The 25,726-nt window shown below is 61.0% G+C and carries 23 protein-coding genes; 17 read left to right on the top strand and 6 right to left on the bottom strand.

All coding sequences use genetic code 11. From position 1 onward, the window contains the following. The first annotated feature begins 71 nt into the window (after window positions 1-71). The 5 genes from tpiA (at window position 72) to NKH83_RS19090 (ending at window position 5,096) form a co-directional block, all read left to right on the top strand. A complete protein-coding gene (gene tpiA, locus NKH83_RS19070; RefSeq protein WP_352507308.1) occupies window positions 72-839 on the top strand; it encodes a triose-phosphate isomerase in 768 nt (255 codons plus the stop codon). 162 nt (window positions 840-1,001) lie between these two features. Beyond that, window positions 1,002-1,454 (top strand): preprotein translocase subunit SecG, encoded by a 453-nt coding sequence (secG, locus tag NKH83_RS19075; RefSeq protein ID WP_254817294.1) that lies wholly within the window; start codon window positions 1,002-1,004, stop codon window positions 1,452-1,454. 199 nt (window positions 1,455-1,653) lie between these two features. After that, window positions 1,654-2,769 (top strand): L,D-transpeptidase, encoded by a 1,116-nt coding sequence (locus tag NKH83_RS19080; RefSeq protein WP_352507307.1) that lies wholly within the window; start codon window positions 1,654-1,656, stop codon window positions 2,767-2,769. 147 nt (window positions 2,770-2,916) lie between these two features. Then, window positions 2,917-4,545, top strand: coding sequence for a CTP synthase (gene pyrG, locus NKH83_RS19085; RefSeq protein ID WP_352806671.1), 1,629 nt, complete (start codon window positions 2,917-2,919; stop codon window positions 4,543-4,545). An 11-nt stretch (window positions 4,546-4,556) separates the two neighbouring features. Beyond that, window positions 4,557-5,096, top strand: coding sequence for a DUF1697 domain-containing protein (locus tag NKH83_RS19090; protein WP_352806674.1), 540 nt, complete (start codon window positions 4,557-4,559; stop codon window positions 5,094-5,096). 29 nt (window positions 5,097-5,125) lie between these two features. Here the strand turns inward: NKH83_RS19090 and NKH83_RS19095 are convergent, their stop codons facing one another. The 5 genes from NKH83_RS19095 to NKH83_RS19115 all read right to left on the bottom strand — a co-directional run bounded on the left by NKH83_RS19095 (window position 5,126) and on the right by NKH83_RS19115 (window position 12,780). After that, window positions 5,126-6,583, bottom strand: coding sequence for an NCS1 family nucleobase:cation symporter-1 (locus tag NKH83_RS19095; RefSeq protein ID WP_352474257.1), 1,458 nt, complete (start codon window positions 6,581-6,583; stop codon window positions 5,126-5,128). A gap of 128 nt (window positions 6,584-6,711) precedes the next feature. Next, window positions 6,712-7,554, bottom strand: coding sequence for a trehalose-phosphatase (gene otsB / locus NKH83_RS19100; RefSeq protein ID WP_352806677.1), 843 nt, complete (start codon window positions 7,552-7,554; stop codon window positions 6,712-6,714). Then, entirely contained in the window at window positions 7,551-9,332 is a 1,782-nt protein-coding gene (locus NKH83_RS19105) for an alpha,alpha-trehalose-phosphate synthase (UDP-forming) (protein ID WP_352806680.1), read from the bottom strand. Before NKH83_RS19105 ends, otsB begins: the two co-directional genes overlap by 4 nt. A gap of 175 nt (window positions 9,333-9,507) precedes the next feature. After that, window positions 9,508-11,670: an amylo-alpha-1,6-glucosidase gene (locus NKH83_RS19110; RefSeq protein ID WP_352478897.1), complete on the bottom strand. Its 2,163-nt coding sequence runs from the start codon at window positions 11,668-11,670 to the stop codon at window positions 9,508-9,510. A 48-nt stretch (window positions 11,671-11,718) separates the two neighbouring features. After that, window positions 11,719-12,780 (bottom strand): glycosyltransferase family 4 protein, encoded by a 1,062-nt coding sequence (locus NKH83_RS19115; RefSeq protein WP_352801665.1) that lies wholly within the window; start codon window positions 12,778-12,780, stop codon window positions 11,719-11,721. 179 nt (window positions 12,781-12,959) lie between these two features. On the opposite strand from NKH83_RS19115, the gene NKH83_RS19120 reads away from it, so the two are divergent. The 11 genes from NKH83_RS19120 to NKH83_RS19170 all read left to right on the top strand — a co-directional run bounded on the left by NKH83_RS19120 (window position 12,960) and on the right by NKH83_RS19170 (window position 23,265). Further along, on the top strand, window positions 12,960-13,337 hold the full coding sequence (locus NKH83_RS19120; protein ID WP_502895588.1) for a DUF982 domain-containing protein: 378 nt from the start codon (window positions 12,960-12,962) through the stop codon (window positions 13,335-13,337). A 593-nt stretch (window positions 13,338-13,930) separates the two neighbouring features. Beyond that, window positions 13,931-14,092, top strand: coding sequence for a hypothetical protein (locus NKH83_RS19125; protein WP_352507299.1), 162 nt, complete (start codon window positions 13,931-13,933; stop codon window positions 14,090-14,092). 249 nt (window positions 14,093-14,341) lie between these two features. Then, entirely contained in the window at window positions 14,342-14,566 is a 225-nt protein-coding gene (locus tag NKH83_RS19130; protein WP_352736519.1) for a hypothetical protein, read from the top strand. Between the two features lie 175 nt (window positions 14,567-14,741). Beyond that, complete coding sequence (locus tag NKH83_RS19135; RefSeq protein ID WP_502895589.1) at window positions 14,742-14,927, top strand: DUF6894 family protein; 186 nt, start codon at window positions 14,742-14,744, stop codon at window positions 14,925-14,927. A 430-nt stretch (window positions 14,928-15,357) separates the two neighbouring features. Then, the gene (locus tag NKH83_RS19140) at window positions 15,358-15,900 is read left to right on the top strand and encodes a class I SAM-dependent methyltransferase (RefSeq protein ID WP_352806687.1); all 543 of its coding nucleotides are present in this window, start codon (window positions 15,358-15,360) and stop codon (window positions 15,898-15,900) included. Window positions 15,901-16,211: 311 nt separating this feature from the next. Next, on the top strand, window positions 16,212-17,924 hold the full coding sequence (locus tag NKH83_RS19145; protein ID WP_352806690.1) for an ABC transporter ATP-binding protein: 1,713 nt from the start codon (window positions 16,212-16,214) through the stop codon (window positions 17,922-17,924). Between the two features lie 6 nt (window positions 17,925-17,930). After that, window positions 17,931-19,112, top strand: a complete 1,182-nt coding sequence (locus tag NKH83_RS19150; RefSeq protein WP_352806693.1) for a glycosyltransferase family 9 protein — start codon at window positions 17,931-17,933, stop codon at window positions 19,110-19,112. A gap of 9 nt (window positions 19,113-19,121) precedes the next feature. After that, window positions 19,122-20,306 carry a glycosyltransferase family 9 protein gene (locus NKH83_RS19155; RefSeq protein WP_352806695.1) on the top strand — a complete coding sequence of 395 codons (1,185 nt, stop codon included), beginning with the start codon at window positions 19,122-19,124 and terminating at the stop codon, window positions 20,304-20,306. Next, on the top strand, window positions 20,296-21,474 hold the full coding sequence (locus NKH83_RS19160) for a glycosyltransferase family 9 protein (protein WP_352806698.1): 1,179 nt from the start codon (window positions 20,296-20,298) through the stop codon (window positions 21,472-21,474). The genes NKH83_RS19155 and NKH83_RS19160 overlap by 11 nt, the downstream gene beginning before the upstream one ends. 301 nt (window positions 21,475-21,775) lie before the next feature. After that, the gene (locus tag NKH83_RS19165; RefSeq protein WP_352806701.1) at window positions 21,776-22,555 is read left to right on the top strand and encodes a sulfotransferase domain-containing protein; all 780 of its coding nucleotides are present in this window, start codon (window positions 21,776-21,778) and stop codon (window positions 22,553-22,555) included. Between the two features lie 14 nt (window positions 22,556-22,569). Then, the gene (locus NKH83_RS19170; RefSeq protein ID WP_352806704.1) at window positions 22,570-23,265 is read left to right on the top strand and encodes a sulfotransferase family protein; all 696 of its coding nucleotides are present in this window, start codon (window positions 22,570-22,572) and stop codon (window positions 23,263-23,265) included. A gap of 29 nt (window positions 23,266-23,294) precedes the next feature. On the opposite strand, the gene NKH83_RS19175 is transcribed toward NKH83_RS19170, so the two are convergent. Continuing rightward, window positions 23,295-24,275: a glycosyltransferase family 2 protein gene (locus NKH83_RS19175; protein ID WP_352806707.1), complete on the bottom strand. Its 981-nt coding sequence runs from the start codon at window positions 24,273-24,275 to the stop codon at window positions 23,295-23,297. Window positions 24,276-24,500: 225 nt separating this feature from the next. Between NKH83_RS19175 and NKH83_RS19180 the strand changes: the two genes are divergently transcribed. Further along, window positions 24,501-25,664 carry a glycosyltransferase family 4 protein gene (locus tag NKH83_RS19180; protein WP_352806710.1) on the top strand — a complete coding sequence of 388 codons (1,164 nt, stop codon included), beginning with the start codon at window positions 24,501-24,503 and terminating at the stop codon, window positions 25,662-25,664. Window positions 25,665-25,726 lie beyond the last annotated feature (62 nt).

The following is a 25,726-nucleotide window of genomic DNA, read 5'->3' on the forward strand; positions in this document are numbered from 1 at the left end:
CACTGTCGATTGCTTTGTGGCCTGATTTTGATAGTGAGGGCCAGCTGGAAATTGCCCGGAGAAACAATCCCATGACGCCTGGAATCCGCCCGCTCGTCGCCGGCAACTGGAAAATGAACGGTACCAGCGCCTCGCTCAACGAGCTCAGGATGATCGGCAACGGCTTCATGAGCGGGCTCGACGCCGAGACCGAAGCGGTGCTCTGCGTGCCGGCGACCTTACTTGCGCACGCCGCCGAGATTCTGTCGCGCACACCGGTGCGGGCCGGCGGAGAGGATTGCCACACCGAGGAAAGCGGCGCCTATACCGGCTGCATTTCGGCCGAGATGCTGAAGGATGCTGGAGCCAGCCATGTCATTGTCGGCCATTCCGAATGCCGCGCCGATCGCAAGGAGGACGATGCCTTAGTGCAGGCCAAGGCCTCCGCCGCATGGCGTGCCGGGCTGGTGGCCATCATCTGCATTGGTGAGACAAGAGCCGAACGCGAAGCAGGAGCCACGCTCGACGTGCTGTCGCGCCAGGTCGCTGGCTCGGTCCCGCCAAACGCCACGGCTTCCAACACCGTCATTGCCTATGAGCCGGTATGGGCGATCGGCACCGGCTTGACCCCGACCGCCGCCGACGTCGCCGAGGCACATGCGCATATCCGCGAAGAACTGGCCCGGAAGCTCGGCAATACGGCGGCCAAGATGCGCATTCTCTACGGCGGCTCGGTCAAGCCGTCCAACGCCGTCGAGTTGCTAGGCGTCAGGAATGTCGATGGCGCGCTGGTCGGCGGCGCCAGCCTAAAGGCGGCGGACTTCCTCGGCATCGCGGAAGCCTATCGAAACATCGCTTGATACAAGGCTGCTTGCTGCATTTGAGCGGACGGCCGGCGCCGAAATCGTTGCAAAGGACGCATTGCTTCCCATATTCCGGCCACGGGCTTGGAAATGCCGTCAAAGCATTGTATTGAGCCGCCTCCAAATCAGCGGCCGCACCAGGCCTTGCCAGGATAAATTATGGAAACCGTACTGATCGTCGTCCACCTCATGGTCGTGCTCGCGCTTGTCGGCGTGGTGCTGCTGCAGCGCTCCGAAGGCGGCGGCCTCGGCATCGGCGGCGGATCGGGCTTCATGACCGCGCGTGGCGCCGCCAATGCGCTGACGCGGGCGACGGCGATCCTGGCCGCAGCTTTCTTCGTCACTTCGCTGACACTGTCGATCGTAGCGCGCTATGGCGAGAAGCCGATCGACATTCTCGATCGCGTGCCGGCGACCTCGGACGGGGCAGGCAAGGGCGTACTCAACCAATTGCCCGGAACCACGACGCCGACGCCGCCTTCGGGCACCACGGCGCCGACCCCGCCGTCCGGCAATGGCGCGGCAACGACGCCGCCGGCAACCGCTCCGGCGACGCCGCCAGCGACAAACGGCGCCACCGCGCCGGCCACGCCGCAGGTCCCCAACCAGTAATCGGGCATCTTATGCCGCGATCTGTTGTCGTTTGAACACAGTCGCGGCAAATGCCGCACGATCACGAAGATTCGACCGCACCGCGCGCTTGAGGCGCTTCCGGCTAATCGATTATAGGTTGCACGCGGCATTCTCGGCGTCCTTGGGGGGCGCCGGGCGATGCCGTGGGCAACAAGCATTGAACGATCGGATCTTCCCCATGCAGCTTCGCAGCTTCATTTTTGCCGGCCTTTGTGCCGTGCTCAGCCTAGGTGCGCCCGCTTACGCGGCCATGCCGACGGCAAACTCGGCCCATAAAGCCGCAGCAACAACCGACGTCGTCAACGTCGCTGCCAAAAGCGATGCGGCGCAATTGAAGCTTCTCAAGAAGAAGAAAGATCCGACGCCGGACGACCTTGCGCAGATCCGCAAGATCGAAGCCAAGATCGCAGCCGACAAGGAAGCCGCTCGCGCCAAAGCACTCGAAGCCAGGAAGCTGGCGATGCGGGAGGCGGCGAAAGCCAAAGCCGATGCGGAACGGCAGGCATTCCTTGCCAAGAAGAGCCAGCCGCTCGCGGCGGCGAAGGTGGCTGACGCTACGCCAGCCAAGAAGAAGAAGACCCTCAACATCATCGAACCGATTGCGCCGATCCAGTCGGCCGAGCCGATCCCGGCCGAGGCCATGAACGTTGCCCTGACCGGCAACAATGGCGAGTTGCGCAGCGAACCGGTGGGGCAGAAGCCGCAGAGCGTCGGGCTGTTCGCGGGACTGTTCGGCGGCACAACTTCGTCGTCAATGTCGCTGCTTCCGGAAACACGCGCGCTCGACGCCGCACTCGAAAGGAAGCAGGCCAAGCGGCAGTTCAAGGTCAAGCCGGAATTCGTGCCGCAGGAGGTCGAATTCACTGGCTACAACCCGGGCACCATCGTCATCGATACCAGCGCTCGCCGTCTCTACCTCGTCGAATCATCGTCAACCGCCCGCCGTTATGCCATCGCGGTCGGCCGGGAAGGCCTGCAGTTCAAGGGTACGGTTGCCGTCGGCGACAAGCAGGAATGGCCGCGCTGGATTCCGACGCTGGATATGCAAAAGCGCGAACCCAAGCACTATGGCCAATACAAGGACGGTATGCCCGGCGGCGGCGACAATCCGCTCGGTGCGCGCGCCATCTATCTTTACGACGGCAAGAAGGATACCCACCTGCGCATTCACGGCACCATCGCGCCGCAGTCGATCGGAACCAGCGCCTCCAATGGCTGCTTCCGCATGATCAACGAGCACGTCATGGACCTTTACCGCCGGGTGAAAGTAGGCACCAAAGTCGTCATCATCTGACGCTTTGACAGATCGTGCCAAAAGGGCCGGCCTCGCCGGCCCTTTTGTTTTGATACGCCAACGACCAGAGCGCCTTCTTGGGAAAAAGCCTTCGCGGCGGTTTTTTCTCTGGCGGAATCAATTCGGCCGCGTTAAGCGATGACTCCCATGGCGCGATATGTATTCATCACAGGCGGCGTGGTTTCCTCACTTGGAAAAGGCATTGCTGCGGCGGCCCTTGGGGCTCTCTTGCAGGCGCGGGGCTATCGCGCACGCATCAAAAAGCTCGATCCCTATCTCAATGTCGATCCCGGCACGATGTCGCCCTATCAGCACGGCGAAGTCTTCGTGACCGATGACGGGGCCGAGACCGATCTCGATCTTGGCCATTATGAGCGCTTCACCGGCCGCTCGGCCAACCAGCAAGACAACATCACCACCGGCCGGATCTATAAGAACATCATCGAGCGCGAGCGGCGCGGCGACTATCTCGGCGCCACCGTGCAGGTCATTCCGCACGTCACCGACGAGATCAAGAACTTCATCCTCAACGGCAATGACGATTACGATTTCGTGCTGTGCGAGATCGGCGGCACCGTCGGCGACATCGAAGCGATGCCGTTCCTGGAGGCGATCCGCCAGCTCGGCAACGACCTGCCGCGCAACAACGCCGTCTACGTCCACCTGACCTTAATGCCTTACATTCCGACGGCAGGCGAACTGAAGACCAAGCCGACGCAGCATTCGGTCAAGGAGTTGCGCGGCATCGGCATTGCACCCGACATACTGCTGGTCCGCGCCGACCGGCCGATCCCCAAGGAAGAGCGCAGAAAGCTGTCGCTGTTCTGCAATGTCCGCGAAAGCGCCGTCATCCAGGCGCTCGACGTCCCGCACATCTACGACGTGCCGATGGCCTATCACAATGAAGGGCTGGATTCGGAAGTGCTGGCCGCCTTCGGCATCGATCCGGCGCCGAAGCCGCGCATGGAACGGTGGCAAGCGGTGTCCAACCGCATCCACAATCCGGAAGGCGAAGTGACCATTGCCGTCGTCGGCAAATATACGGGCCTCAAGGACGCCTACAAATCGCTGATCGAGGCGCTGTCGCATGGCGGCCTTGCCAACCGGGTGAAGGTCAAGCTCGACTGGATCGAAAGCGAGATATTCGAGAAGGAAGACCCGGCGCCGTGGCTGGAGAAGGTCCATGGCATTCTCGTCCCCGGCGGTTTTGGCGAGCGCGGCTCGGAGGGCAAGATCCTGGCGGCGAAGTTCGCGCGCGAGCGCAAGGTGCCGTATTTCGGCATCTGCTTCGGCATGCAGATGGCCTGCATCGAGGCGGCGCGTTCGCTGGCCGGCGTCGAGCACGCATCATCGACCGAGTTCGGCCCGACCGAGGAGCCGGTCGTCGGCTTGATGACCGAATGGCTGAAGGGCAACATGCTGGAAAAGCGCAGGGAAACCGGCGACCTTGGCGGTACCATGCGGCTCGGTGCCTACCAGGCCGACCTCGCCAAGGGATCGAAGATCGCTGAGATCTATGGCGATACCCAGATTTCCGAACGCCATCGTCACCGCTACGAGGTCAATGTCGACTACAAGGAGCGGCTCGAGAATTGCGGCCTGGTGTTTGCCGGCATGTCGCCGGACGGCGTGCTGCCGGAAACGGTCGAATATCCAGACCACCCCTGGTTCATCGGCGTGCAGTACCATCCCGAGCTGAAAAGCCGGCCGCTCGATCCACACCCGCTGTTTGCCAGCTTCATCGAGGCGGCGGTAGAGCAGTCGCGGCTGGTCTAGACTAGCCGCCCATGCAAACTTACGTCGCGCTGCTCTACAGCATTGTCCTGGGCGAGGGGCGGCGGGTTGTCATGTCCGATCTGAAGGCGATGGCCGAAGGCCTGGGCCTGAATAACCCGCGCACGCTGGTGGCGACTGGCAATCTTGTTTTCGAGGCGCAAGAAACAGAACTTGCGGCGTTGGAGCAGCGGCTGGAGGCGGCGTTCGCAAAGACTTTCGGCCGCCACGTCGACATCGTCGTGCGCCGCGCCGACGGCTGGCTGAAGCTGGCGGCCGGCAATCCGTTCCCAGCCGAATCGGCTGAGGCCGCGGACCAGGTGGCGGTGCGCGTGATGCGGGCGCCCGTTCGCGACGAGGCCGCCGCGGCGCTTGAGGCCTATGCCGGCGAGGGCGAGAAGCTGCGGATTGTCGGCGGCGACATCTGGATCGTCTTTTCGCGCGAGACGCCGAGTTCGCGGCTGCTTGCAGCGGTCAGTCAGAAACGCCTGGGCATCGGCACCTCGCGCAACTGGAACACCGTACGCCGCCTGGCCGAGATGGTCGCAGAATGAACGGGGCGGCTTGCGCCGCCCCGAATCGCTCAAGCCTTGGCTATCCTGGCTCCGGCACCGAGTGCCATCGTGCGCAGCACGTAATAGATGACGCCGGCAATTGCCACGCCGAAGAACCAGCCATAGACGCCCCACCATGACGGCAGCAGACTGGTGAAGTTGGGCAGGATCGAGGAGAAGACCGCGCCGATGCCGGCGGCGATGAAGGCATTGACATGCCAGCCGCCCTGGAAGCGGAATTCGCCATTCTCCCTGTAGAGCGCCTCGACATCGACCTCGCCCTTCCGGATCAGGTAATAGTCGACCATCATCACGCCGAAGATCGGTCCCATCGTCGCGCCGATGATGTTGACGAACGAGGCAGCACTGCCTTCCCAGGGCGCGAAAGGATAAAGCACAAGCGCTATCAACGCCGCGATGTAACCGCCCTTCTTGAAGTCGATCTGGCGTGGAAAAACGTTGGAGAAGTCAAAGGCCGGCGACACGAAGTTCGCCACCACATTGATGCCGAGCGTCGCCACCGCAAAAGTCAGCGCTGCGAGCGCCGCCAGGAACCAGCTGTCGAACTTCGCCGAGATCTGGTCGGGATGCAGCAGCACTTCGCCATAAACGTCGAAGGCAGCGATCGTGGTGACGCCGGCGACAAGCGAGAACAGGATGAGATTGACCGGCAGGCCCCAGATGTTGCCCTTGCGCAGCGATGCCTTGTCCGGCGCATAGCGGGCGAAATCGCAGAAGTTGAGATAGAGCGCGGAGAAATAGGTCACCCAGATAGCCGCCACCGCAAACAGTGAGGTCCAGGAGCCCGGCGTGCCCGGCACGCCCGCGTCCTTCGTCTTTTCCAGCAGCACATCCATCGGTATGTCGCTGGTGAAGGCGAAGGTGCCTGCCTTGATGCAAAGATAGATGGCCAGGATCAACATCATCACCCACACCGCCGGTCCGGCCCAATCCTGGAAGCGGCGCACCGTTTCCATGCCCTTCTGGATGATCAGGAGCTGCAGCGCCCAGATGACGGCGAAGCAGATCACCTCGAGCCCGGAGTGGCCGAGGAAATGTGTGCTCTGGTTGAAGTCGGCGAACCATTGCGAGCGGATCAGCAGAGCTACGATCGCGCCTGAGGCCGCCGCCGTCTGCGCGCCGTACCAAAAGCAGGCGACTATGGCGCGCACCAGCGCCGGTATGTTGGCGCCCCAGATGCCGAAGGAGGCACGCGCCAGGACAGGGTAGGGCACCCCGGTCTTCACGCCGGCATAGCCGACCATGTTCATCAACGCATAGATGATCAGCGAACCGATACCGATGGCGATGATGAAGTTGACGAAGCCGCCGCAAAACAGGAACAGGCTGGCCGCCAGATAGTAGCCCCACAGGCTGTGGACATCCGACGTCCAGACGTTGAAGATCGAGAACGGTCCCCAGTTTCGAACCTTCGCCGGGGCGAGATCCTCATTGTACAGGTCCGGTGATGCGCCTTGTATGGTCATTGCTATGTCCTCCCCTTGCAACCGCACGCGCCTCCACACATGGCACGCAGGTTAAGCCTGACGCAGGGGAACCGGCAAGCAGACGATTTGCCGGCTTTGGCCTTAAAGACATTCAATGAGAAACGCGCTTATCGACCGGACGATGCCGTGGCTGCGACGTTGATCTTCGCCCTTGATTCGGTCTCTGCCTGCTTGTCGGCCGGTCGAGTACCGGAGACCGCCGACGTCTCGAAACTGGCCTTGAGCCAGGCTATTGCGCCGGTCACATCGTCGAGGGCATAGTTTGCGGCCGTCGGCCCGTTCGGCTTCACGCGGATGGAGATGCCGCCAATTTCATTGATCGCCTCGAAACCGTGTTCGTCCGATGTATCGTCTCCGAGGAATATCGGCCGCCGGCCGACAAAGGGCGGAATGGCCATGAAACGCCGGATGGCAGCACCTTTGACGGCTTCCAAAGGCATGAGCTCGACGCCGGCGTTTCCCGGAAGCACCCGATAACCCTTCGGAAGCCGGGCCAATGCCTGTTCGACGAGCTGGATTGCGGGTGCAAGCAGTTGCGGTGCTGCTCTTGTATGAACGGCAAGGACCGGCCCCTTGCGCTCGACATAGACCTTGCCGCTGCCCAGTTCGGCCTCGATCTCGTCGGCAAGGGCGGCGATGTCGGCCGGCGTGTCGGCGGCATCGATGGGACCCGTCGGAGTCAGCCGGTGCTCTAGCCCATACAGTCCGGCGATCCGCAGCTTCAGCGGATGGAACAGCTTGTCCACGGCGGGAATCGATCGGCCGGTGATGAAAGCGACCGCACCATCCAGCCGCCGCTCGATGCGTCCAAGCAGATTGCGCAATTCCTCGCCGACGAACACCGCGTCGGGATGGGCAGCGTGTTCCAGCAAGGTTCCGTCGATGTCGAGGAAGAGCGCCCATTGCCCTTCCGACAGGTTCAACGCCGGCGGTTGTTCAAAGCTTTTCACGATGCTGCCTTCCGTGCCCGCTCGAACATCGAGATGACGTTGTTGGTGTTCGATGGCGGGCGCTCGCCGGTTCCGGTCACCCTGTCGAGATCGCCGCGTTTGCGCAGGCGCGCGGCGTCCAGCAGCATGCTGCCGGCCCAGCGGTAGACATTGTTGTCGCGGACCATCTCACGCATCGGCCGCAAACGTTCGCGCTGCTCTTCCGGCGTCATCGTCAGCGCCTGCAACAGCGCCTCGCTCATCATGGCCGCATCGTAGGGGTTAACGATCAGTGCTTCCAGCAGTTCGCGCGAGGCACCGGCGAAGGTGCTGAGCAAAAGCACGCCCTGTTCGTCGTCGCGCGCTGCAACGAATTCCTTGGCGACAAGGTTCATGCCGTCATGCAGGCTGGTGACCATGCAGATGTCGGCGGCGCGATAGACCTCGTAGACCTGCTCCTGCCGATGATGTTCGGCAACCATCAGGATAGGACTGTATGTCTCGCTGCCATAGCGTCGGTTGAGCTCGTCGGCATAGCGGCGGCATTCGTCGTGGAGTTGCTGGTAGGCGGGCAATGTCCCCCGGCTCGGCGCCGCGATCTGCAGGAAAACCACCTTGCCTATCCATTCGGGATATTTCGTGAACAATTCGTCCAAGGCATGGAAGCGATCGAGAATGCCTTTCGTGTAGTCGAGGCGCTCGACTCCGATGCACAGTTTGGTATCCGCTGACAGGCCGAATCTGTCGCGGACACGGGCGCGGCACTCCTCGACAGACGGCAAACTTGCCAGCAATTGGGCCGGCCATTCTATGGAAATGGGATAGGCGTGGACCAAGGTCGTCTGTCCGCCATAGGAGATTGCCGCGTCTGCCCGTTCTATCCGGCTCTCCAGAAAGCGATCGACACTTTCGGTGAAGTTGTTGGCATGGAATTGGGTATGAAAGCCGATGATCGAACTGCCGAGCAGTCCCTCCAGGATCCGCTCACGCCACGGACAGATGCTGAACACTTCCGAATTGGGCCAGGGAATATGCCAGAAGGTGATGACTATCGCGTCCGGCAGGCGCTGGCGAATCATGCGCGGCAGCAGCGCAAAATGGTAGTCCTGCACCAGCACGATCGGCCGTTCGTTGCGGGCTTCGGCAACCACCGTATCGGCGAACTTGCGGTTGACGGCCTCGTAGGCGTCCCAGTCCGCGGCGCGAAACACGGGGCGGGTGAAGGCGATATGGCAAAGCGGCCATAGCCCCTCATTGGCGAAACCCAGATAATAGCCCTGATATTCCTCCTCCGTCAGCCAAACCCTGCGCAGCGTGTAGGACGGATTGCCTGGCGGCACCTGCACCCGGTCGTCCTTGTCGACGGTGAGGCGGTCTGCCGTGCCGCCGCCATAGGCGATCCAGGTGCCGGCACAGGCGCGGGTGATGGGCTCGAGTGCCGAAACCAGCCCGCTGGCCGGCACTAAAAGTTGCACGCCGTCATCCTTGATGTTGTGGATGTAGGGTTCGCGGTTGGACACCACGATGACCTGTGCGTCCGGCAGGTCGTCGGCCAGGATCTTGCGCAAGGTGTCGGGCGACCATGTGACCAGTGCCGCATCGGCCGATTGGCCATTCTTTTCGAACTCGCGCAGCACCTTGCGTGCCGCTTCCGACGCGACATCCTCGCTCGGCGTGTATGCGGCCGCCGTTGCGCGGCCGCGGCGCTGGCGGGATATCGATAGGAGAATGGCAAAAGCGGAAAAGCCAAAACTTGCAATCAGCAAAACCCAGAGCAGGTTTACAGTATAATCTGACATGGAATGTGATCTCGCCTCCGGCCGGCCGATAGCCGTTTCTATTTTTTTCTGGTTCGCTGCCGTGTGCCGACGACAGCATCCCCCGCTGCCCATTTTTGCAACGCACAAAGAGGCTATCGGTTCCGGACGATTGTAATGCCGGGCGTCATTTCGATGCGCCGCAGCGCGGCGGGTATCAAGTGCGCACGATGAGCGGCACCATCCCCTCATACCGATCGGCGAGAAAGGCGACGACCCGGTCGCCGACACGCTGGAATGTGAGGTCGACCACCGTCGAGCCGACACCCAGATGCCGCAATGTCAGCGTGTCGATGCCGATCGGCAGCCTTGGGCGGGTGACCCGGATTTCGCTCTTCCAGCCGTCGATTTCGAGGCCAAGGCAGGCCTGCATCAGCATGAAGGCCGATCCCGCCGACCAGGCCTGCGGCAGGCACGCGACGGGATAGGCGATCGGCGCTTCGCCCGGCGACCGGGTAAAGCCGCAGAACAGTTCCGGCAGCCGCATGTTGAAATGGACAGCCGATTCGAACGTGCCGCTCATCAGCCGGACCACGCTGTCGCGCACGCCGTAACGTGCCAGGCCGGCACCGCACATGGCGGTGTCGTGCGGCCAGATCGAACCATTGTGGTAGGACATGGGATTGAAGAATATCGCATCGTCGGCCAGCGTCCTCACTCCCCAACCAGAGTGGAACGACGCGGAGAGCAGCTGATCGGCGACCATCTGCGCCCGTTCCGGCTCGGGCAGCCCGACATAGAGAAGATGGCCGGCATTCGACGTCCGTACCTTGCAGAGCTCGCCTGCACCATCGATCGCTAGTGCATAGAAATTGAGATCGTCCATCCAGAAATGGCGTTCCACCGCGGCGCGCATGGTTTCGGCGCGTTCCTCCCAATGATCGGCCTTGTCGTCCTCGCCGCGGCGGCGGGCGAGCGCTGCCAGCCCACGGAACGCAGCAAAGACGTAGCCTTGCACCTCGACCAGGGCGATCGGCCCCTTGGGCATGCGGCCATCGGCATGGAAGACGGAATCGAAACTGTCCTTCCAGCCCTGGTTGGCGAGGCCGGTCTCGGCGCCGCGCTGGTAGGTAACGAAGCCGGTCGCGCGGCTTGTCTCCTCCGTCCATTCGGCCGCTGCACAGAGCGATGGCCACAGGCTGTCGACGAACGCCATGTCGCCGGTACGATCCGCATAGGCGCAAGCGAGATGAATGTAGAGCGGCGTGGTATCGACACCGCCGTAATAGCGGCCGAACGGGAGCTCCCGCAGCGCCGCCATCTCGCCCTTGCGGGTCTCGTGCATGATCTTGCCCGGTTGCGAATCGCTGAACGGCGACGTTTCGGTTGCCTGATGCTGGGCGAGAAAGGCGAGTACGCCGCGCGCCAGCCCAGGATTCAACCACAGCATCTGCAGTGCGGAGATCACCCCGTCACGGCCAAACGCCGTCGAGAACCAGGGTATGCCGGCATAGGGGTAAGGTCCGGTCGCAAGCTCGGTGGTCAGCAACGCCACGTCCGCGCGCGCGCGTTCGATCCAGTCGTTGAAGACGCGGCCGGAGCTGTGCACCGTCGCACCGTGGCGGCGTTTGGCGCGCATGCCGAAGCGAGCGCGGGCGGCGGCAGCCCGAAAACGGTCGCGGTCGGGTGTCTCCGCCACCTCCGGGCCGACCTCGATATAGAGGACCTCGCTGCTGCGCTTCGTCACCGCAACCAAGAAATCCGCACGGCTGGCGGTCAAATTGTCCGGCGCCTGCGAGAACGAGATCGCCGACAGGCGTACGAGCTGGTCCAGCCCGTCATATCGAAGCACCACGGATGTCGGACTGGTCTCGGCGGCGTGGGCTATTCCGCGCTTGAGCCGGGTCGAACCGCGCACCTCGAACATGTCGCGGAAATCTGCTGCGAAATGCAAGGAAACCCGAATGGCCGACGATTCCTGGCTGTAGTTCGAAAGGGTGATGCGCTCGAATAGCCGGTCCTGCCAAAGCAGCCTGACGCGTTCTATGTGGATCGCCCCCTGCGGAATGTCGCGGCCACCGACACTCTGGATCGGCAGATTGGTCAGGTTCGAGGTGAAAAGCACATTGTCCTGGCTGAGCGATGCGCCCAGCAGCGACATTTGCCGGCCACCGATCGTCAGCCGGAATTCCGAAAGCACACGCGTGTCGTCTCGGAAAAAGCCGTCGCCGGCGCCGCGGATGTCGCCATAAGCGTCGGCCACCGCGAAGCAGTCGCCTTGCTTGAGGGCGAACAGTCGGTGCGGCTCCCGGGGCGCAACCTCGTCGAGCGAGGCAAGGGCTACAGCGGGATCAAGCTTACGCTCGTCGAGTTGATTCATACGTCACAAGCTCTGTCGTTTCGTTTCCAACGTCCACAATGACGCCGATCAGGACGCTCTCGCTTCACCGGGAGTGCCGATCAGGCGCGCATAGGCAGTCACATAGTCGTGGGCCATTCTCGTGGCAGAAAAACGGTTTTCGAATACGGCTCTCACCTGTCGCCTGTCGAGGCGCAGCAATTCCGGTATCGAGGCGACAGCAGCATCGACTGAATCGACAAGGAAACCGGTGACGCCGTGGTCGATGATCTCCGGCAGGGCACCGCATTTCCAGGCGATCACCGGCGTGCCGCAGGCCATAGCCTCTATCGCGGCAAGACCGAACGGCTCCGGCCAATCGATCGGAAACAGCAGGCCGGCCGCCTTGCCGAGGAATTCCGCTTTTCTGTCCTCTTCGATCTCGCCGATGTAGTCGACACGGTCGCCGTCGATCAGCGGCTCGACCGTGCCGTGGAAAAAAGCGCGGTCGTCGTCGCCGATCTTTGCCGCAACCTTCAGTTTCAACCCGGAGCGCAAGGCGATCTCAATGGCACGGTCCGGGCGCTTGTCGCGCGACAGCCGGCCCAGAAAGGCCAGATACGGCTCGTCCGCATCCGTCTCGAAAGTCGGCTCGTAGATATTGATCGGCAGCCCGTGATGGATGGTCGCCAGCCAATTGGCCATGGGTAGCCCGGTTCTCTGGCTGCGCGAAATCGAGATCATCGGAAAGCGCGGAAAACGTTCGTAGGCCGGGGCCAGGTCGACATAGTCGAGCCTGCCATGCGGTGTCGTCACCGTCCGGTCAGGCATGTGTTCGAAGAAAGGAAAATGCAGGAAGTGGCTGAGATGGAAATGGATGATGTCGAACTGTTGCGCCCGGTTCCTCACCTCGGCGAGCATCGCGAGATGCGCCGCGGTTTCGGATTTGTGCGGGCGCGGATCGAGACGGAGCGCGCGCTCGCGACACGCCACCAATTTTGCCGAGGTCTTGGTATCGCCGCTGGCGAACAGGGTCACGTCATGGCCAAGCTCGACCAATCCTTCGGTCAGATAGGAGACGATGCGCTCCGTCCCTCCATAGAACCGGGGTGGCACGGATTCATGGAGCGGCGCCACATGGGCTATTCTCATGTTTTGGCATTTCCCTCAAAAAAGACTGCTCGTGGCATCGAAATGCATCAGCCGCGCTAACGTTCCCGTACCATAGCAAGATGTCATCCAATTGGGGCAAGATGTCATCCGATAGGGGCTGCGGGGCGTTTCCACCGCTGCTCGTCTGGTCCGCCAACATTTTCCAAGCCAAGCCCTCTTTGCCGGGAACCAAAGCCCGGTTCGCGAGTTTAGTGGGGTTCGATCGCACGCATCCGGTCGACGGGGAGGAAATGATGGACCGCTTGCAATTCTTTTCACCCGTGCGGATTTTGCGCGGACAGGGACAGCCCGTGGAGGAGATCGACAGCGTTGCCGAAGCAATGGCATTCTTGCGAAAATGGCCGGCCGGGCGGCGCGGGCCGGTTTACCAGTGCGCCGTGAATTGCTGCGCTGCGGCCATGGCCGGCCGGATGTCGGCCGAGGAAGCGCGAAAGGCTTTTACCGGCTTCGCACGGATCACCCGCCTGCTCGAGGGCGATCGGCCGTTGCCGATGAGCGGCGAGGATCGGCATCGCGATCACGCGTTGAGGCGATAGGCGCCAACTGCCGCTGATCGTCAGAGCACGGCATTCAGCCGGAGCGCTCGATCGGCGACCGATGCGCTTTGCGAACAGACGCGTTCATGGCCTGCAAATGCACAGGCCAGCTTCTGTCGACGAGCATCGCGACAGCCAGCGCAAGACCAAGCAATCCTGCGAGGCCGGTGAGGGGCGCGGTCGCCGATTTCGGTTGGAGCGTCAAGCTACTACTCCCGTTGTTATGAGGGATTGATTGCCGTTGGCGGCCGCCAGGTCGCCGGCATGGTCAAGTAGAGTGGCCACCGCCGCTGGTACCGCCTGTTCCGCTGGTTGCGGTTGTCGTGGCCGCCACCGCCATGATCGAGAACCGGAGTAAATTCCGAAAATTTTGCATAGATATCTCGCTTTCTGACGCCTCGCTTCTCGGGCTAGCGCCCAAAGCTTCCCCGCTGTCGAGTGGGTGTTTGCAACAGGGCCGCATACGGAGCGCTTACGCCTCAGCGGTCGTGCTCAGGGGCGGCATAGAAAGTTGGACGAAGGGCAGACAATGGTGCCGCATTGCGGTATTTCGACCGGAAAAGGCCAGAGATGCACTTTTGGGGGAATGGATAATGTCGAAACGGCTTAGATTGGTCCTGGGGACTGCCGGCGCAATCGCCGTCGCCATCGTCTGGGGGATCGTCGCGACGTTGATGGGGGTGCCATCGATTCTGATCACCGTAGGAGCGGTCGCTATCGGCGCAGGCATCTACAGCTATCAAAGCCGGAGCTGATCCGGTATCCGGCGACGGCAGCTTAGCCGAAAAATCGCACAGTCGCGGACTGCCTGCGGCAATGTTCAGTGTACGAATATTACCAACGGCAGCGTTCTGTGGAACGAGTGGCCTCTCGAAGCTATTGTGTGACGGTCCGAGACCCCCGCCTCGGGCTATCGGGTCACCCAGCCGAGTGGTCCGCTGCTACCCAATGGCAGCGGACCTTTCACCCGGAAGACGGACATTGTGCCGAATCGAGGGAGAACGATGGTCGTTGACGAGATTGCAGCGCGGCGCCTGAAAATTCTGATCGAGCAATATATCGAGACCAGGAAGAGGCGCCACGATGAGGTTTCCACCGCAGCGGCTGAGATGGCGATCACGGCTGTCATGCCGAATTGCCCGGTCTCCGGAAAAGCCCTGGACGACATGATTGCGGCATGTGCGTTCGAGCATGGGCTGGGGGTGCTGTTCGATCGACCTGACGCATGAAGGCCTGAATGCCATGAATCCCGATGTCAAAATCGTACAGTGCTGTCCTGTACGAATCCAACGCTGTTTCTGAGACCGCTCGCGACGACATAACCAACCAGCCGGAGCAGGCATGCGAGATATTTTTTCATTTCCGAAACAATGACGGCCGTTTGACGGAAAATTTCGAGGGGAGTTGGATGGCCTGTCTGCCGCCCAGGACAACGCCATGGCTTCGGCCAAGGAAATCCTGGTCGAGGGTCTGCTCAGCGGCAGCCCAGTCCTGACAGGCCTTTCCTTCGAAATCTGCGACGAGAACCGGAAGCTGCTTTTCCGATTTCCCTTCTCGGAAGCTGCCGAAAAGGCTGGCGCTCGACCTTAATTGGCCAAAAAGCCCGGCAATGCGGGCGAGCTTTGATCGAGCCTGGCTGAAAAACCGCATCTCGCGGCAAGACGGTCGTTGGTGCAAATCAGCACCATAGGCAAATTAGTAGCATAGCTGCCGGCACAAAGCAAGAACAAACATGGCTTGCCTTGCCGAAAGGGCGTACGTTTCAGGAACTCGAGGGCAGGGCCCGGGTAGGGGGCGCCAAGCGACATTGCGGTTTCCAACCGATGTGTCGATCTGTCGGGCTGGTGTTCGTCAACTTCCCGAAACGTCTTCGCAGGATGCTGTGATCGGGAGTTCCTTTCTCCCGCGGTTACGTTTACAGGACGTTCTGGACAGTGTCGTTTGCGCGCCAGCAACTGGTCCGGGGCCAAGGCCCAGCGCACAGTCGTCCTCCGTCAAGGAAACCAGTCCGGCGCCGCTTTTGGAGAACAATGATTTGTGGTGGTCAAATAAGCAAAAGAGATTCAAGGGAACGTGGGACGACCGACTGGACGGCCTGTTCTCAGCAGAGGTCGACTACGCCGGGAAGTCCATTCTCGATGTTGGCTGCAACATGGGTGTTGTCGCCTATGAGATATCCAAGCTAGGACCGACTTCGATCCATGGGATCGACATTCTCAAGCCGCATATCGAGACGGCCAGGATGATCTTCCTGGGTTGTCCGGTTCAAAGCCGGTTCGATTGTCTCGATCTTGGCAGCCGGAAGCTGCAAAATGTTCTCCAACCGCAGTATGACATCGTCATGCTGCTGGCGGTCTACCATCACATGCAGTGGAGCCTCGGCGCGGACAAGGCGCGACGCGTGCTGTGCGATATCGCCAGGCGTGCTCAAACGATCGTTGCCCGCGTTCCTCCTGGCAAGGATAGAGAGATGATCGCGGTGCTTTCGGATGTGGGCTTTTCAATCAAAAGCAATCACACCTCGCCTCTTGGAAGCCATCTCATGGTCCTCGCGAAACACTGACCGGGCAGAGCGCGGCCGACGGCGAATGGCGCAAGAGCCGCGTGGCTGGGTCCGCTATGCTCGTATGCAAGGAACCGACGGTCGTAAGCCGATGACGTGCAAGGATCTGGTTCGGCATTGACTGCGGTCGGGAACGAAGCCACAGACAGGTGATCGAAACCGTTTCGCGCTTCAAGACAACACAAAGACCGGACGGGATCGCAACGGGCGGCGACGAGATGATTGCAAAGAAACGAGTGTCAACGGGCCCAGCATATCCGCTGATCAAGCGTCTGATTGGCGAAAATCTGCCGCCGCACAAGATGCTGTATGTGACAGGTTTGCTGTGCTCGATCGCTGCTGCTGCGGCGACCGGGGCAGCGGCCTGGATCATGAAAGTCATGATCAACACCATCTATGTCGAGCGAGACGCTGCCGCTGTATCGGGTATCAGCGTCGTCATCATCGGCATTTTCCTGGTCAAGGGCATAGCTGCCTACTGCCAGACCATCACCACGGGGAAGATTCGCCGGGCTATCGTTTCAGACCTTCAAAACCGTCAATTTTCCCGAATGCTGTATTTCGAGATCAGCCGTTTCGCGAACCAGCATCCGGCAAAATTTGTCTCCAAGATCATGTTCAACGCGCGCGCCGGGGCGACCGTTATTCTCACCCTCACGAGCAGCGCCGTCTCTGATCTGCTGACCCTGATTGCCTTGGCCAGCGTCATGGTCAAGCAGGACCCGGTAATGTCGCTGATATCCGTGGCGGTTCTGCCGATGCTGTTCCTGTCGGTCGGCGCGATAACCAGGAAGCTCAAGGCGCTGGCGAGGGGCGAGACGGAATTGGCCGCACAGGTCCAGTCGATCGGCACGGAAGCCGTCGAAGGCATCCGCACCATCAAATCCTTCCAGCTCGAGGACAAGGCGGTTGCCAGCTTTGCAAAGGCCGTCCGCAAGATGGAAAGACGTGGCATCCAGATCAACCGGACGTCAGCATTGATGAGCCCATTGATGGAGACCGGCGGCGGCGTGATCATCGGGCTTTTCGTTATGTACGCCAGCTGGCAGACCCTCGGCAACGGCAAGACGCCCGGCGAATTCATGGCCTTCATTACCGCGTTCCTGCTTGCCTATGAGCCTGCCAAGCGGTTGGCCCGGGTCAATGTCGACATCCAGAAGCAAATGGTCGCCGTCGAGCAGATGTATGATTTGATCGACACGCCCGAGCAGCGGCGCCTCGCAATCGCGGGCGAGCGCCTGGCCGACGTCGATGGTGGTATCCGGTTTGAAGATGTGGCCTTTTCCTATGACGGCAACAGCCCCGCGCTCGAGGGTGTTTCCTTCGACGTGCGACCTCGTGAGAAGCTGGCGATCGTCGGCCGCTCCGGCGCCGGCAAGACCACCATCGTCAATCTGATCCTGCGCCTGATGGAGCCGGACAAGGGCAGGATCCTGATCGACGGAAAGGACATTTCGAAGATCAGCCTGGCCGACGTTCGCGACAATATCGCACTGGTGTCACAGGACGTCTTCCTGTTCGAAGGCTCGATCCGCGACAACATTCGCGACGGCCGCCCGAACGCCACGGATCAGGAAATCGAGTCCGCTGCGAACCTCGCTCGGGTCACCAGCTTTGCTTCGGCGCTCGAAAACGGGCTCGACACGCTTGTCGGGCCGAGCGGCACCAATCTGTCGGGCGGGCAGAAACAGCGCGTCGCCATCGCACGCGCCCTGCTCAAGAACGCTGCGGTAATCGTCTATGATGAAGCGACATCGGCGCTTGACGGTGAAAACGAACGGGCAGTCATGGAGGCAGCCTTCGACAACACATTTCAGCGCACAGTGATCTGCATTGCCCACAGGCTGTCTACAATCAAGGCGGCCGATCGTATTCTCGTGTTTGACGCCGGACAGCTTGTCGATGCTGGAACGCATGACCAGCTTGCCAAGCACAGCGAGATATATCGTTCGATATTCCACCTGGAGACGCCCGATCCGATGGTCGAAAGCGGCAAAAAGCTGCGGCAGAGCGTATTGCGCTGAAGGCCGATGACCAGCTTTTATCACGGTTCCTATGTCCGGTATGTGATTGGTGGACTGGGCCTTCAGGTGCGCCGGTACAAAAAGGCGGTGCGCAGGTTGTTTTCGGGTCCCAAGCAGCCGCAGTCCATTCTTGAGCTGCAAGCCAAGGTTGAGGCCCTGATCGTTCGCAGGGACTGGAAAGGCCTTGAAGCCGGTACCAATGAGATAGCTGTCGCGGCCGATCATAATCGCGACCCGGAGCTGATGCAGAAGGCGGGCCAGGCATTCGAACGGCTTGGCAACTTTGCGCGGGCAGCTGAGCTTCGGCTTTCCGCTCGCCGGCTGCGGAAAGGGAAAAGCGCGAACGAGTGGACCGGCGAGAATCTCGGATCGGATACACTGCTGATCGACCTTGTGGAGGATGACCCGCGCAGCCTTGGCCGGGTTATCCGCCACGCGCGACTGGCCGGCGCTGCCGCTGCCTATGCGCAAAGCGCAACAATCCGGGTCGAGCCGCGCCTGGTACCAATTCTGCAGCGAACGTTCCCGAAGACGACCGTGGTCCCGGCGCAGCGGGATGTGGTCGCCAACAAACGTGCGACTTTCGAAGATCTCGCCTGGGTGTTCGGACGCGATGCCGAAAAGCTTGCTGCCGACTTTGTGCCGCTGCGGGCAGATCCTGAACACGTCGAGACATTCCGTAAGCGCTATCGCTCGATGACGGATCTGCCGCTGGTCGGCCTCTCCTGGGGCAGCAAATCCCACACCAAGGACGTGCCTGATTTTCCTGAATGGGCACGGTTCATCGCCCAGACACAAGCGACCTTCGTTTCGCTCCAGTACGGACAGATCAAGCCGGCGTTGCGGCGCCTTCGCAACGGCAATGACGCGCGTCTGATCTTTGACGACGGCGTCGACCAGATGGTCGACATGGACGGTTTCGCGGCACAGGTCGCCGCACTCGATGCTGTCGTGACGATCAGCAATACGGCAGCCCATCTTGCCGGAGCCCTTGGCGTGCCGACTGTTTTCCTGATCGACGATAATTTTCAGACGGCATGGCCGGTGACCGGCGACCGGACACCCTGGTATCCGAAGGGCATTGTCATTCGCAAGGAGGGGCGCCCTTGGTCGCTGGTGCTCGACGAGGCCGGCCGGCGGCTCTCATCGATCCTGACGACGCTTTCCGACGCTCCCCGAGGACGATAGAACATCGCCGTGCAGAACAGACGAACCATCCTTCAGAAAGCAAAAACCGCCGATCTGCGCCCGCAGGGCGCCGTCGGCAAGCGGCTGCAGAAGGTTCTCGAGCGGGCAAAGGAACTTCTTAGACGTCCCTCGCGCCACGCCGACGAAAGTGCCGAAAGGCATATGAGGCTGATGGAGGAAAGCGTGCAGCGTGGTGACTGGCAAACTGCTCGCGACCATGCACTGGCGCTTGGCGCGCTTGGTGAGCAGCTTGGCGATCTCGGCCTGATCAAGAAAGCGGGGCGCGGACTGAGGCGTCTCGACGGAGGAAATCGCATCTGGCAGTTGATGGCGGCGAGCAAGCAGCGCGGCAGACCCGATTGGGATGGCAGTGATCTTGCGGGTCGCACGCTTCTCGTCGATCGTCGCGAAGGCGACCTGGCAATCTTTTTCCAGTTCGCGTCGCTGCTTGGTCCAGTCGTCGCGGCTGCCGGTCGATGCATCGTCTTCGTCGAGCCGCGACTGGCACCGCTTTATCGCAGAACATATCCTGCGCTCGATGTCAGGATTGAAGGGGAAGAGGACATGGCGGCGGTGGACGCCGACGTCGTTGCCGGTTTCGAGACACTCGCAAAGCATTTCTGGCCGGACGACCCGGCGGCACGCGCGCCCTTCGTTCCGCTGGAGCCGGACCGCCGACTGGTTGCCGAGCTGCGCGGCACCTATCTCGATGGCGGCCCAGGTCCCCTGATCGGATTTGCCTGGGGAAGCCTCAACAAGAGCAAGGATCTGCCGGCCCTGGACGACTGGCGGACGCTGTTCGCCAGCCTGCCGGGGCGCCTCGTCAGCTTGCAATATGGCGATGTCGGGCCGGCCCTCTCCGAGTTCGAGCGCCAGGCGCCGGGCCGCATCATCCATGACGCTTCCGTCGATCAGTTGACGGACATGGACCGCTTTGCCGCCCAAATCGCGGCGCTCGACGCAGTGGTGACGATCAGCAATACCGGTGCCAACCTGGCGGGAGCGCTCGGCGTGCCGACGATTGTCATGCTCGACGACGGGTTTCGACTGTCCTGGCCTGCCTTCGGCGAGACCGTCGCCGCATATCCGAGCGTTCGACTGGTCCGAAAAGGCGGCCGAGCCTGGGCGTCGGCAGTGCAGGAAGCAGGCGGACGCGTCATGCAGATCATCGGCGGAGCTGGCGATGGAAGGTAGCCTACTTCTCGGCCGGTTGCGCCGCGCTGTCGCGCTTGCAGGCTACAAATACAAGGTCTGGTTCCGACGTCACCGGCGGCAGCTCTTCCTTCGCTGGCGTGACGGCGACATTGCCGATCAGATGGCGGATTATCGGCGAAGCGTCGAGTCCCGCGATTGGCCGGCGGCACTGCCGAAAGCCCTGGCTCTTGGATCCATTGCGAAGTCGAGGGGCGAGGTCCACCTGATCGACGAGCTCAGCAAGGCGCTGATGCGGATGGGCGCCTATGGCGCAGCCGCCGAACTCAGGATTGCACGACGCCACATCGTCAACGGCCGCGTCGATGGCGAGTGGCTGGGCCAGGATATTTCTGGCCAGACACTGCTGATCGATCTGATGGAAACCGAAAAGCAGGGTCTGGCCACCGCGATCCATCATGCGAGCTCCGTCGGCTGTGCCCTGGCGCGCGCCGCCCGTTCGATCGTCCTCGTCGAGCGCCGCCTGGTACCGCTCTTTCAGCGCACTTTTCCGACTGCCGATGTGCGGCCGGTCGGCGCTGGCGGCAAGGCCGTCTATGCCGAGGCGCAGGCCTTCGCCGGCGTCCAGCATCTGACTGCCGTTTTCGAAACCGACGAGGCGACGATCCGCGAGCATTTCGTGCCCCTTAAGCCGGATCCGGCCCGGGTCGCTGAACTTCGCGCCCGCTACCGGAAGGAAGGACGACCGCTGGTCGGTATCGCATGGGGCAGCTCCAATCCCGGCAAGGACCTGCCGCCGTTGTCCGCCTGGTGTAACCTGATCGGCCGACCGGACCTCCGGTTCGTCTCGCTGCAATACGGTCAGATCGACACCGACCTGAAAGTTCTGACCAACGGTGAGCCGGAGCGCATTCTTCATGACAGATCGGTCGATCAGCTCGTCGACATGGACCTTTTCGCCGCGCAGGTTGCCGCGATGGACGCCGTGGTGACCATCAGCAATACCGGAGCGCATCTGGCCGGCGCGCTCGGCATCCCCTCGGTTTTCATTCTGGGCGACGGCTTCAAGCGGTCCTGGCCGGTCGAGGGCGACCGCACGCCCTACTATCCATCGGCCGTGCTGGTCTCGAAACGGGAACGCCCCTGGTCCGTGGTGATGAGGGAGGCCGAGGCCATCCTGGCGCCATGGATCACAAAAGTGAGTGGCTAGTGCATGTCGTCCGAAAGCGCGTCACTGAATACGCATCGACGCGATCCGCATTAAGCGTTCGGCCGACGGATCGCTGAATGGAGCGCCCGTGTCGAACACTCGTCGCAACAGGCCAAAAAACATAAGGCATTCCGAACCGGGATATAGTAAAGGCCAATTCGCCCCGCAGAGGATCGCAATTCTTGCCGGCATTTCTGCCTTGTGTTCGAATCAGCCGTAGGCTTAGGCGCCCAGTAATGGGGTTGGTCTGGCCGGCAGCGGTTCGGGCGCCAGCTCTGATAATCTAAAGGAGGTCTCCCCCATGTCCTTTCTAAAATTTTTCCAGGCCAAAGCGCCGGCTCTTCCTCTTATCGTATCCTTTCCAAAATCAGGGCGCACGTGGCTGCGTGTCATGCTGGACGATCTCGGGGTTGAAGTTCAATACATTCACGACGGAACCGACCACAAGTTACTTCGACCAAAATCGAGCCTCAAGGAGAATAAATCTCGATACAAGAAGAGAAGAACAATAATGCTTGTTCGCGACCCAAGAGATACGGTGGTCTCAGGGTACTTTCAGGTTCAGAAGCGCCACATGCTTCCAGCCGGATCGTTCAGTGATTTTATCAGAAGCGACAATCATGGGATTGAAAAGATCATCAGGTTCAATCTGCAATGGTTCGCAGCCATGCCCCGGATGCGCGAAATCCGGTATCTTCAATATGAAGATATGCATCGGGATACGGCCGGTGTCCTTCGCGCGATCCTTAGATTCCTGAACCAGCAGGCTGACGATCAGACGCTTGTCGACGTGGCGAACAACCGAACCTTCGACAAGATGAAAGTGAGTGAATCGACCGGTGATCTGTCCGATCGATACGGCAAGATATTACAGCCGCGCGATGCGAATGATCCCGAAAGCTTCAAGGTGCGCAAAGGTAAGATAGGCGGTTACGGCGAATATCTTTCCGAGAACGACGTGGCCTATTGTAACGAGCAGTTGGCCAAGTTCGAATATTGGGAGAAGCTGGACAAGGTCTTTAGCACGAACGGCTTGTGCTATGCTCGCGTCGATAACCGCGCCCGGGTCGCCTTGGGTTAGGGGGCATTGCCGACATGGTGATGCGGACCGGATTCATTTGCGGCTGCGGCCATAGCGGGACGACGTTGATTGCAACGATCCTTGCGTCGCATCCTGACGTCTACCTGCCGCTCCAGGAAACCAACATTTTCTTCAAGTGGACGCCACTGGCCGTGTTCCGCTTCTGGAAACTGAAGCGGGCGGCGCGCGAGGCTGGAAAGAACGTGCTGCTTGAAAAGACACCGCGGCATATCCGCCGTGTGGCCCGCATCCGCCGGCTCGTACCCGGCGCGCGTTTCATCATGCCGGTGCGAGATGGGCGCGACGTCGTGGCGTCGCTGACCAAACGACTTGACGACCCAAAGGAGGCTCTCGACCGCTGGATCAACGATAATGCGCTGGTTCTCGCGGAACAGGGAAAGCCGGATGTGCTGATCTATCGCTATGAGGATCTGGTCGAGAATCCGGCCAAAGTCGTCGAGCAGATATGCGGCTTTCTTGATGTGACCTTCAGCCCGGATCTCCTCGACTACCACAAGAACCCGCAGCAATGGTTCAAGCCGACCGACGCCAGCGTCGAGACGCCACACGAGGTGCTCCGGAACCAACAGGTCAATCAGCCAATCTATGACGGGAGCGGGAGATGGCGCTCCGAACTTGGAAACGCCGAGTTACAGGACCTGGTACAAGGACGAGGTGCCCAGCTCATGAAAGCGTTCGGTTATGCATGATGTTGGTTCGGCATCTGCTGGAGTGCCGTCTACCAATCAATTTTGTCGATCAAACCCGTTTGGAATAGGCTGTGAGCGCCTTCGTACAGCATTGACTGTTCGCTCATCGCGCTGAGAGCGGCTTTACTGCTCGATACCTCATGATACTGGCGATATTTGGAAGCGCCGTTCCAATACTGACCTTCCGCCACCGCGACCTGCGCCTTGTCGTTGAAATCGGCGAAGAACTTGAAATGAAGCAGGCCGGCCAATCCCTTTATATAGTTTCGCCAGTAGGGCAGCGGTGCGTGAATCGACGTAAAAATCGTCTGGCGATCAACATATATCAGAGGAAACTTGGTCAACTTGTGCTGCCTGGCGAAAAGCCGGGTCCTCGGGCCGCCTGTGATCTTGAGATGCCGAGGGCTCCTCGTCACCTCATAGCCGCTGCCGTCGAAATGGTCCGCAACCTGCCATGGCGGCACGATGGGATCGAAGGGTACGTCCCAGATGTTTCCGCTCGGATACATGTCGATCATCGGCGCCAGCAGGCGTGTCATTCCGCGCCGCTTGAGCCAGGCGGCCATCGCGCCGAGCGGATTCTGATCCATGCCGTCATAGACAAGATATTCGTCCGCATCGACGGTCAGATACCAGCGAGGCTGACCATAAATCTGCACAAGACGCTGCCGCCAAAGGTTTCCCAGGTCCGACTGAGAATAGGTGAGCGGCGAGCTGAATAGATCGACATCTGGCTGCTCGGCCAGAAGCTCAGCTGTTCCGTCGGTCGAGCGATCATCGAGGACGGCGAATCTAGTGACGCCGAGCTCGCGATAGTGCTTCAGGAACGGGCGTAGCCTGTCCGCCTCGTTGCGGATGACGAGGATCAAAGGCAGGTCATTCACTTTGAGGGGCGTTATCGGCCGCAGCGATGACACTTCTGCCCGCCTTCCGAAGGTGCGTCTCAGCCGATATATGGCGGTGTCGGTAATCGTCCGGCGGACAATGGCGGGCCAGGTTGCTTTGCTCAAGCCGTCGATTCCCCCTCATAGCGGTCACTACCCGGCTGGAGCTGGCGCTGATCCGCTGTTTGCAGTTAATTTCTACATGCAGCACCGTCAGGCAAATCGCAAGCAGTCGCGGACAATGGACACAGGCCTGTTCTGAGTTCCGCGAGTGAGCTTTCCAACTGTTGCCGATGCGCGCTGGCCTCTATAGACATCGTCAGATGGCAACAAGGCCGGAGCCCTGACCCAATGCATGCCGGCATTCGTGGCATCGAAAATCAATTCGACAGGCCGATCCTGTTCGTGCGCCAGCGTTATGCGCCCTTTGGCGGCGGCGAGATCATGCTGGAACACATCATGGCTGCATTTGCCGCGCGTCAGCGGTCGGTGGCCGTGCTCTCCGGCGACTGGCCGCGCTATCAAGGCATAGAATTCATCCATTGCGCCGGCCGCCGCTTTCCGCGTTCGCTGCGGGCGGCGTCCTTTGCTCAAGCCGCCTGCCGCAAGATCGCCGAGATGCCACCGGCGCTGGTGCAGAGCAACGATCGCCTCCCGTGCTGCGATGTTTTCCGGGCCGGGGAGGGCGTTCATGCCGCCTATCTTGCCGAACGGCGGCGTTTCGAGACGCGGCTTGGCAGGGCGGCAATGGCGCTGAGCCCCTTTCACCGCCAGACGCTGCGCCTCGAGCGCGCAACCTATGCCAGCCCACGGCTCAAAGCTGTCATAGCGATTTCGAAGATGGTCGCCGAGGACATTGTCCGTCACTATGATTATCCGGCCGAAAATGTGCACCATATTCCCAACGGGGTGGATCTCGACCGCTTCAATCCGCAACTGCGCCAACAGCATCGGGCCGCGATCCGCGCGCAGCTCGATGTCGACGAAAACAGGCCGGTCGTCCTGTTTGTCGGCTCGGGCTTTGCGCGAAAAGGACTGCTTGCACTGATGAAGGCTGTCGCCAGGCTCGATGGCGAGCCGGAATTGTGGGTCATCGGCCACGATTCGCGCGCCAACGCCTTCAGGCAGGCCGGTAACAAGCTCGGTCTCGGCGCACGGCTCAAGATGCTGGGGCCGCAGAAAGACATGCTGCCGTGGTACGGCGCGGCCGATATTGCCGTGCTGCCTTCCATCTATGATCCTTTCGGCACAGTGGTCATCGAAGCGATGGCGAGTGGCTTACCCGTCGTGGTAAGCATCGGCTGCGGAGCGCGCGAGCTTGTCGAGCGGTTCGAGCCGACGCTCGTTTGCGATGCGGCCAGCGAAAGTGACCTCGCAGCAGCGCTCGCCCACGCGCTGCAGTTGGCGTCACGACCTGAAACCGGAGCCCGGGTGAGAGCGGCGGCCGAACACTATGATTTCAATGTCATGATCAAGCGAATGATGGCGCTGTATGAAAGCCTTGATCTGAAATGATTTTCGACTTTGTTGAATTAGGTTAGCAGCCCCAATATGCTAACGGGCCGGGAGCCGATGCT

Source organism: Mesorhizobium sp. M0909, from assembly GCF_040319515.1.
GTDB lineage: Bacteria > Pseudomonadota > Alphaproteobacteria > Rhizobiales > Rhizobiaceae > Mesorhizobium.

Bases quoted from the DNA above. Each gene is read 5' to 3' on its own strand.
- tpiA (WP_352507308.1), top strand. From the start codon at position 72: ATGACGCCTGGAATCCGCCCGCTCGTCGCCGGCAACTGGAAAATGAAC.
- secG (WP_254817294.1), top strand. From the start codon at position 1,002: ATGGAAACCGTACTGATCGTCGTCCACCTCATGGTCGTGCTCGCGCTT.
- NKH83_RS19080 (WP_352507307.1), top strand. From the start codon at position 1,654: ATGCAGCTTCGCAGCTTCATTTTTGCCGGCCTTTGTGCCGTGCTCAGC.
- pyrG (WP_352806671.1), top strand. From the start codon at position 2,917: ATGGCGCGATATGTATTCATCACAGGCGGCGTGGTTTCCTCACTTGGA.
- NKH83_RS19090 (WP_352806674.1), top strand. From the start codon at position 4,557: ATGCAAACTTACGTCGCGCTGCTCTACAGCATTGTCCTGGGCGAGGGG.
- NKH83_RS19095 (WP_352474257.1), bottom strand. From the start codon at position 6,583: ATGACCATACAAGGCGCATCACCGGACCTGTACAATGAGGATCTCGCC.
- NKH83_RS19105 (WP_352806680.1), bottom strand. From the start codon at position 9,332: ATGTCAGATTATACTGTAAACCTGCTCTGGGTTTTGCTGATTGCAAGT.
- NKH83_RS19110 (WP_352478897.1), bottom strand. From the start codon at position 11,670: ATGAATCAACTCGACGAGCGTAAGCTTGATCCCGCTGTAGCCCTTGCC.
- NKH83_RS19115 (WP_352801665.1), bottom strand. From the start codon at position 12,780: ATGAGAATAGCCCATGTGGCGCCGCTCCATGAATCCGTGCCACCCCGG.
- NKH83_RS19125 (WP_352507299.1), top strand. From the start codon at position 13,931: ATGTCGAAACGGCTTAGATTGGTCCTGGGGACTGCCGGCGCAATCGCC.
- NKH83_RS19130 (WP_352736519.1), top strand. From the start codon at position 14,342: ATGGTCGTTGACGAGATTGCAGCGCGGCGCCTGAAAATTCTGATCGAG.
- NKH83_RS19150 (WP_352806693.1), top strand. From the start codon at position 17,931: ATGACCAGCTTTTATCACGGTTCCTATGTCCGGTATGTGATTGGTGGA.
- NKH83_RS19160 (WP_352806698.1), top strand. From the start codon at position 20,296: ATGGAAGGTAGCCTACTTCTCGGCCGGTTGCGCCGCGCTGTCGCGCTT.
- NKH83_RS19165 (WP_352806701.1), top strand. From the start codon at position 21,776: ATGTCCTTTCTAAAATTTTTCCAGGCCAAAGCGCCGGCTCTTCCTCTT.
- NKH83_RS19170 (WP_352806704.1), top strand. From the start codon at position 22,570: ATGGTGATGCGGACCGGATTCATTTGCGGCTGCGGCCATAGCGGGACG.
- NKH83_RS19180 (WP_352806710.1), top strand. From the start codon at position 24,501: ATGCATGCCGGCATTCGTGGCATCGAAAATCAATTCGACAGGCCGATC.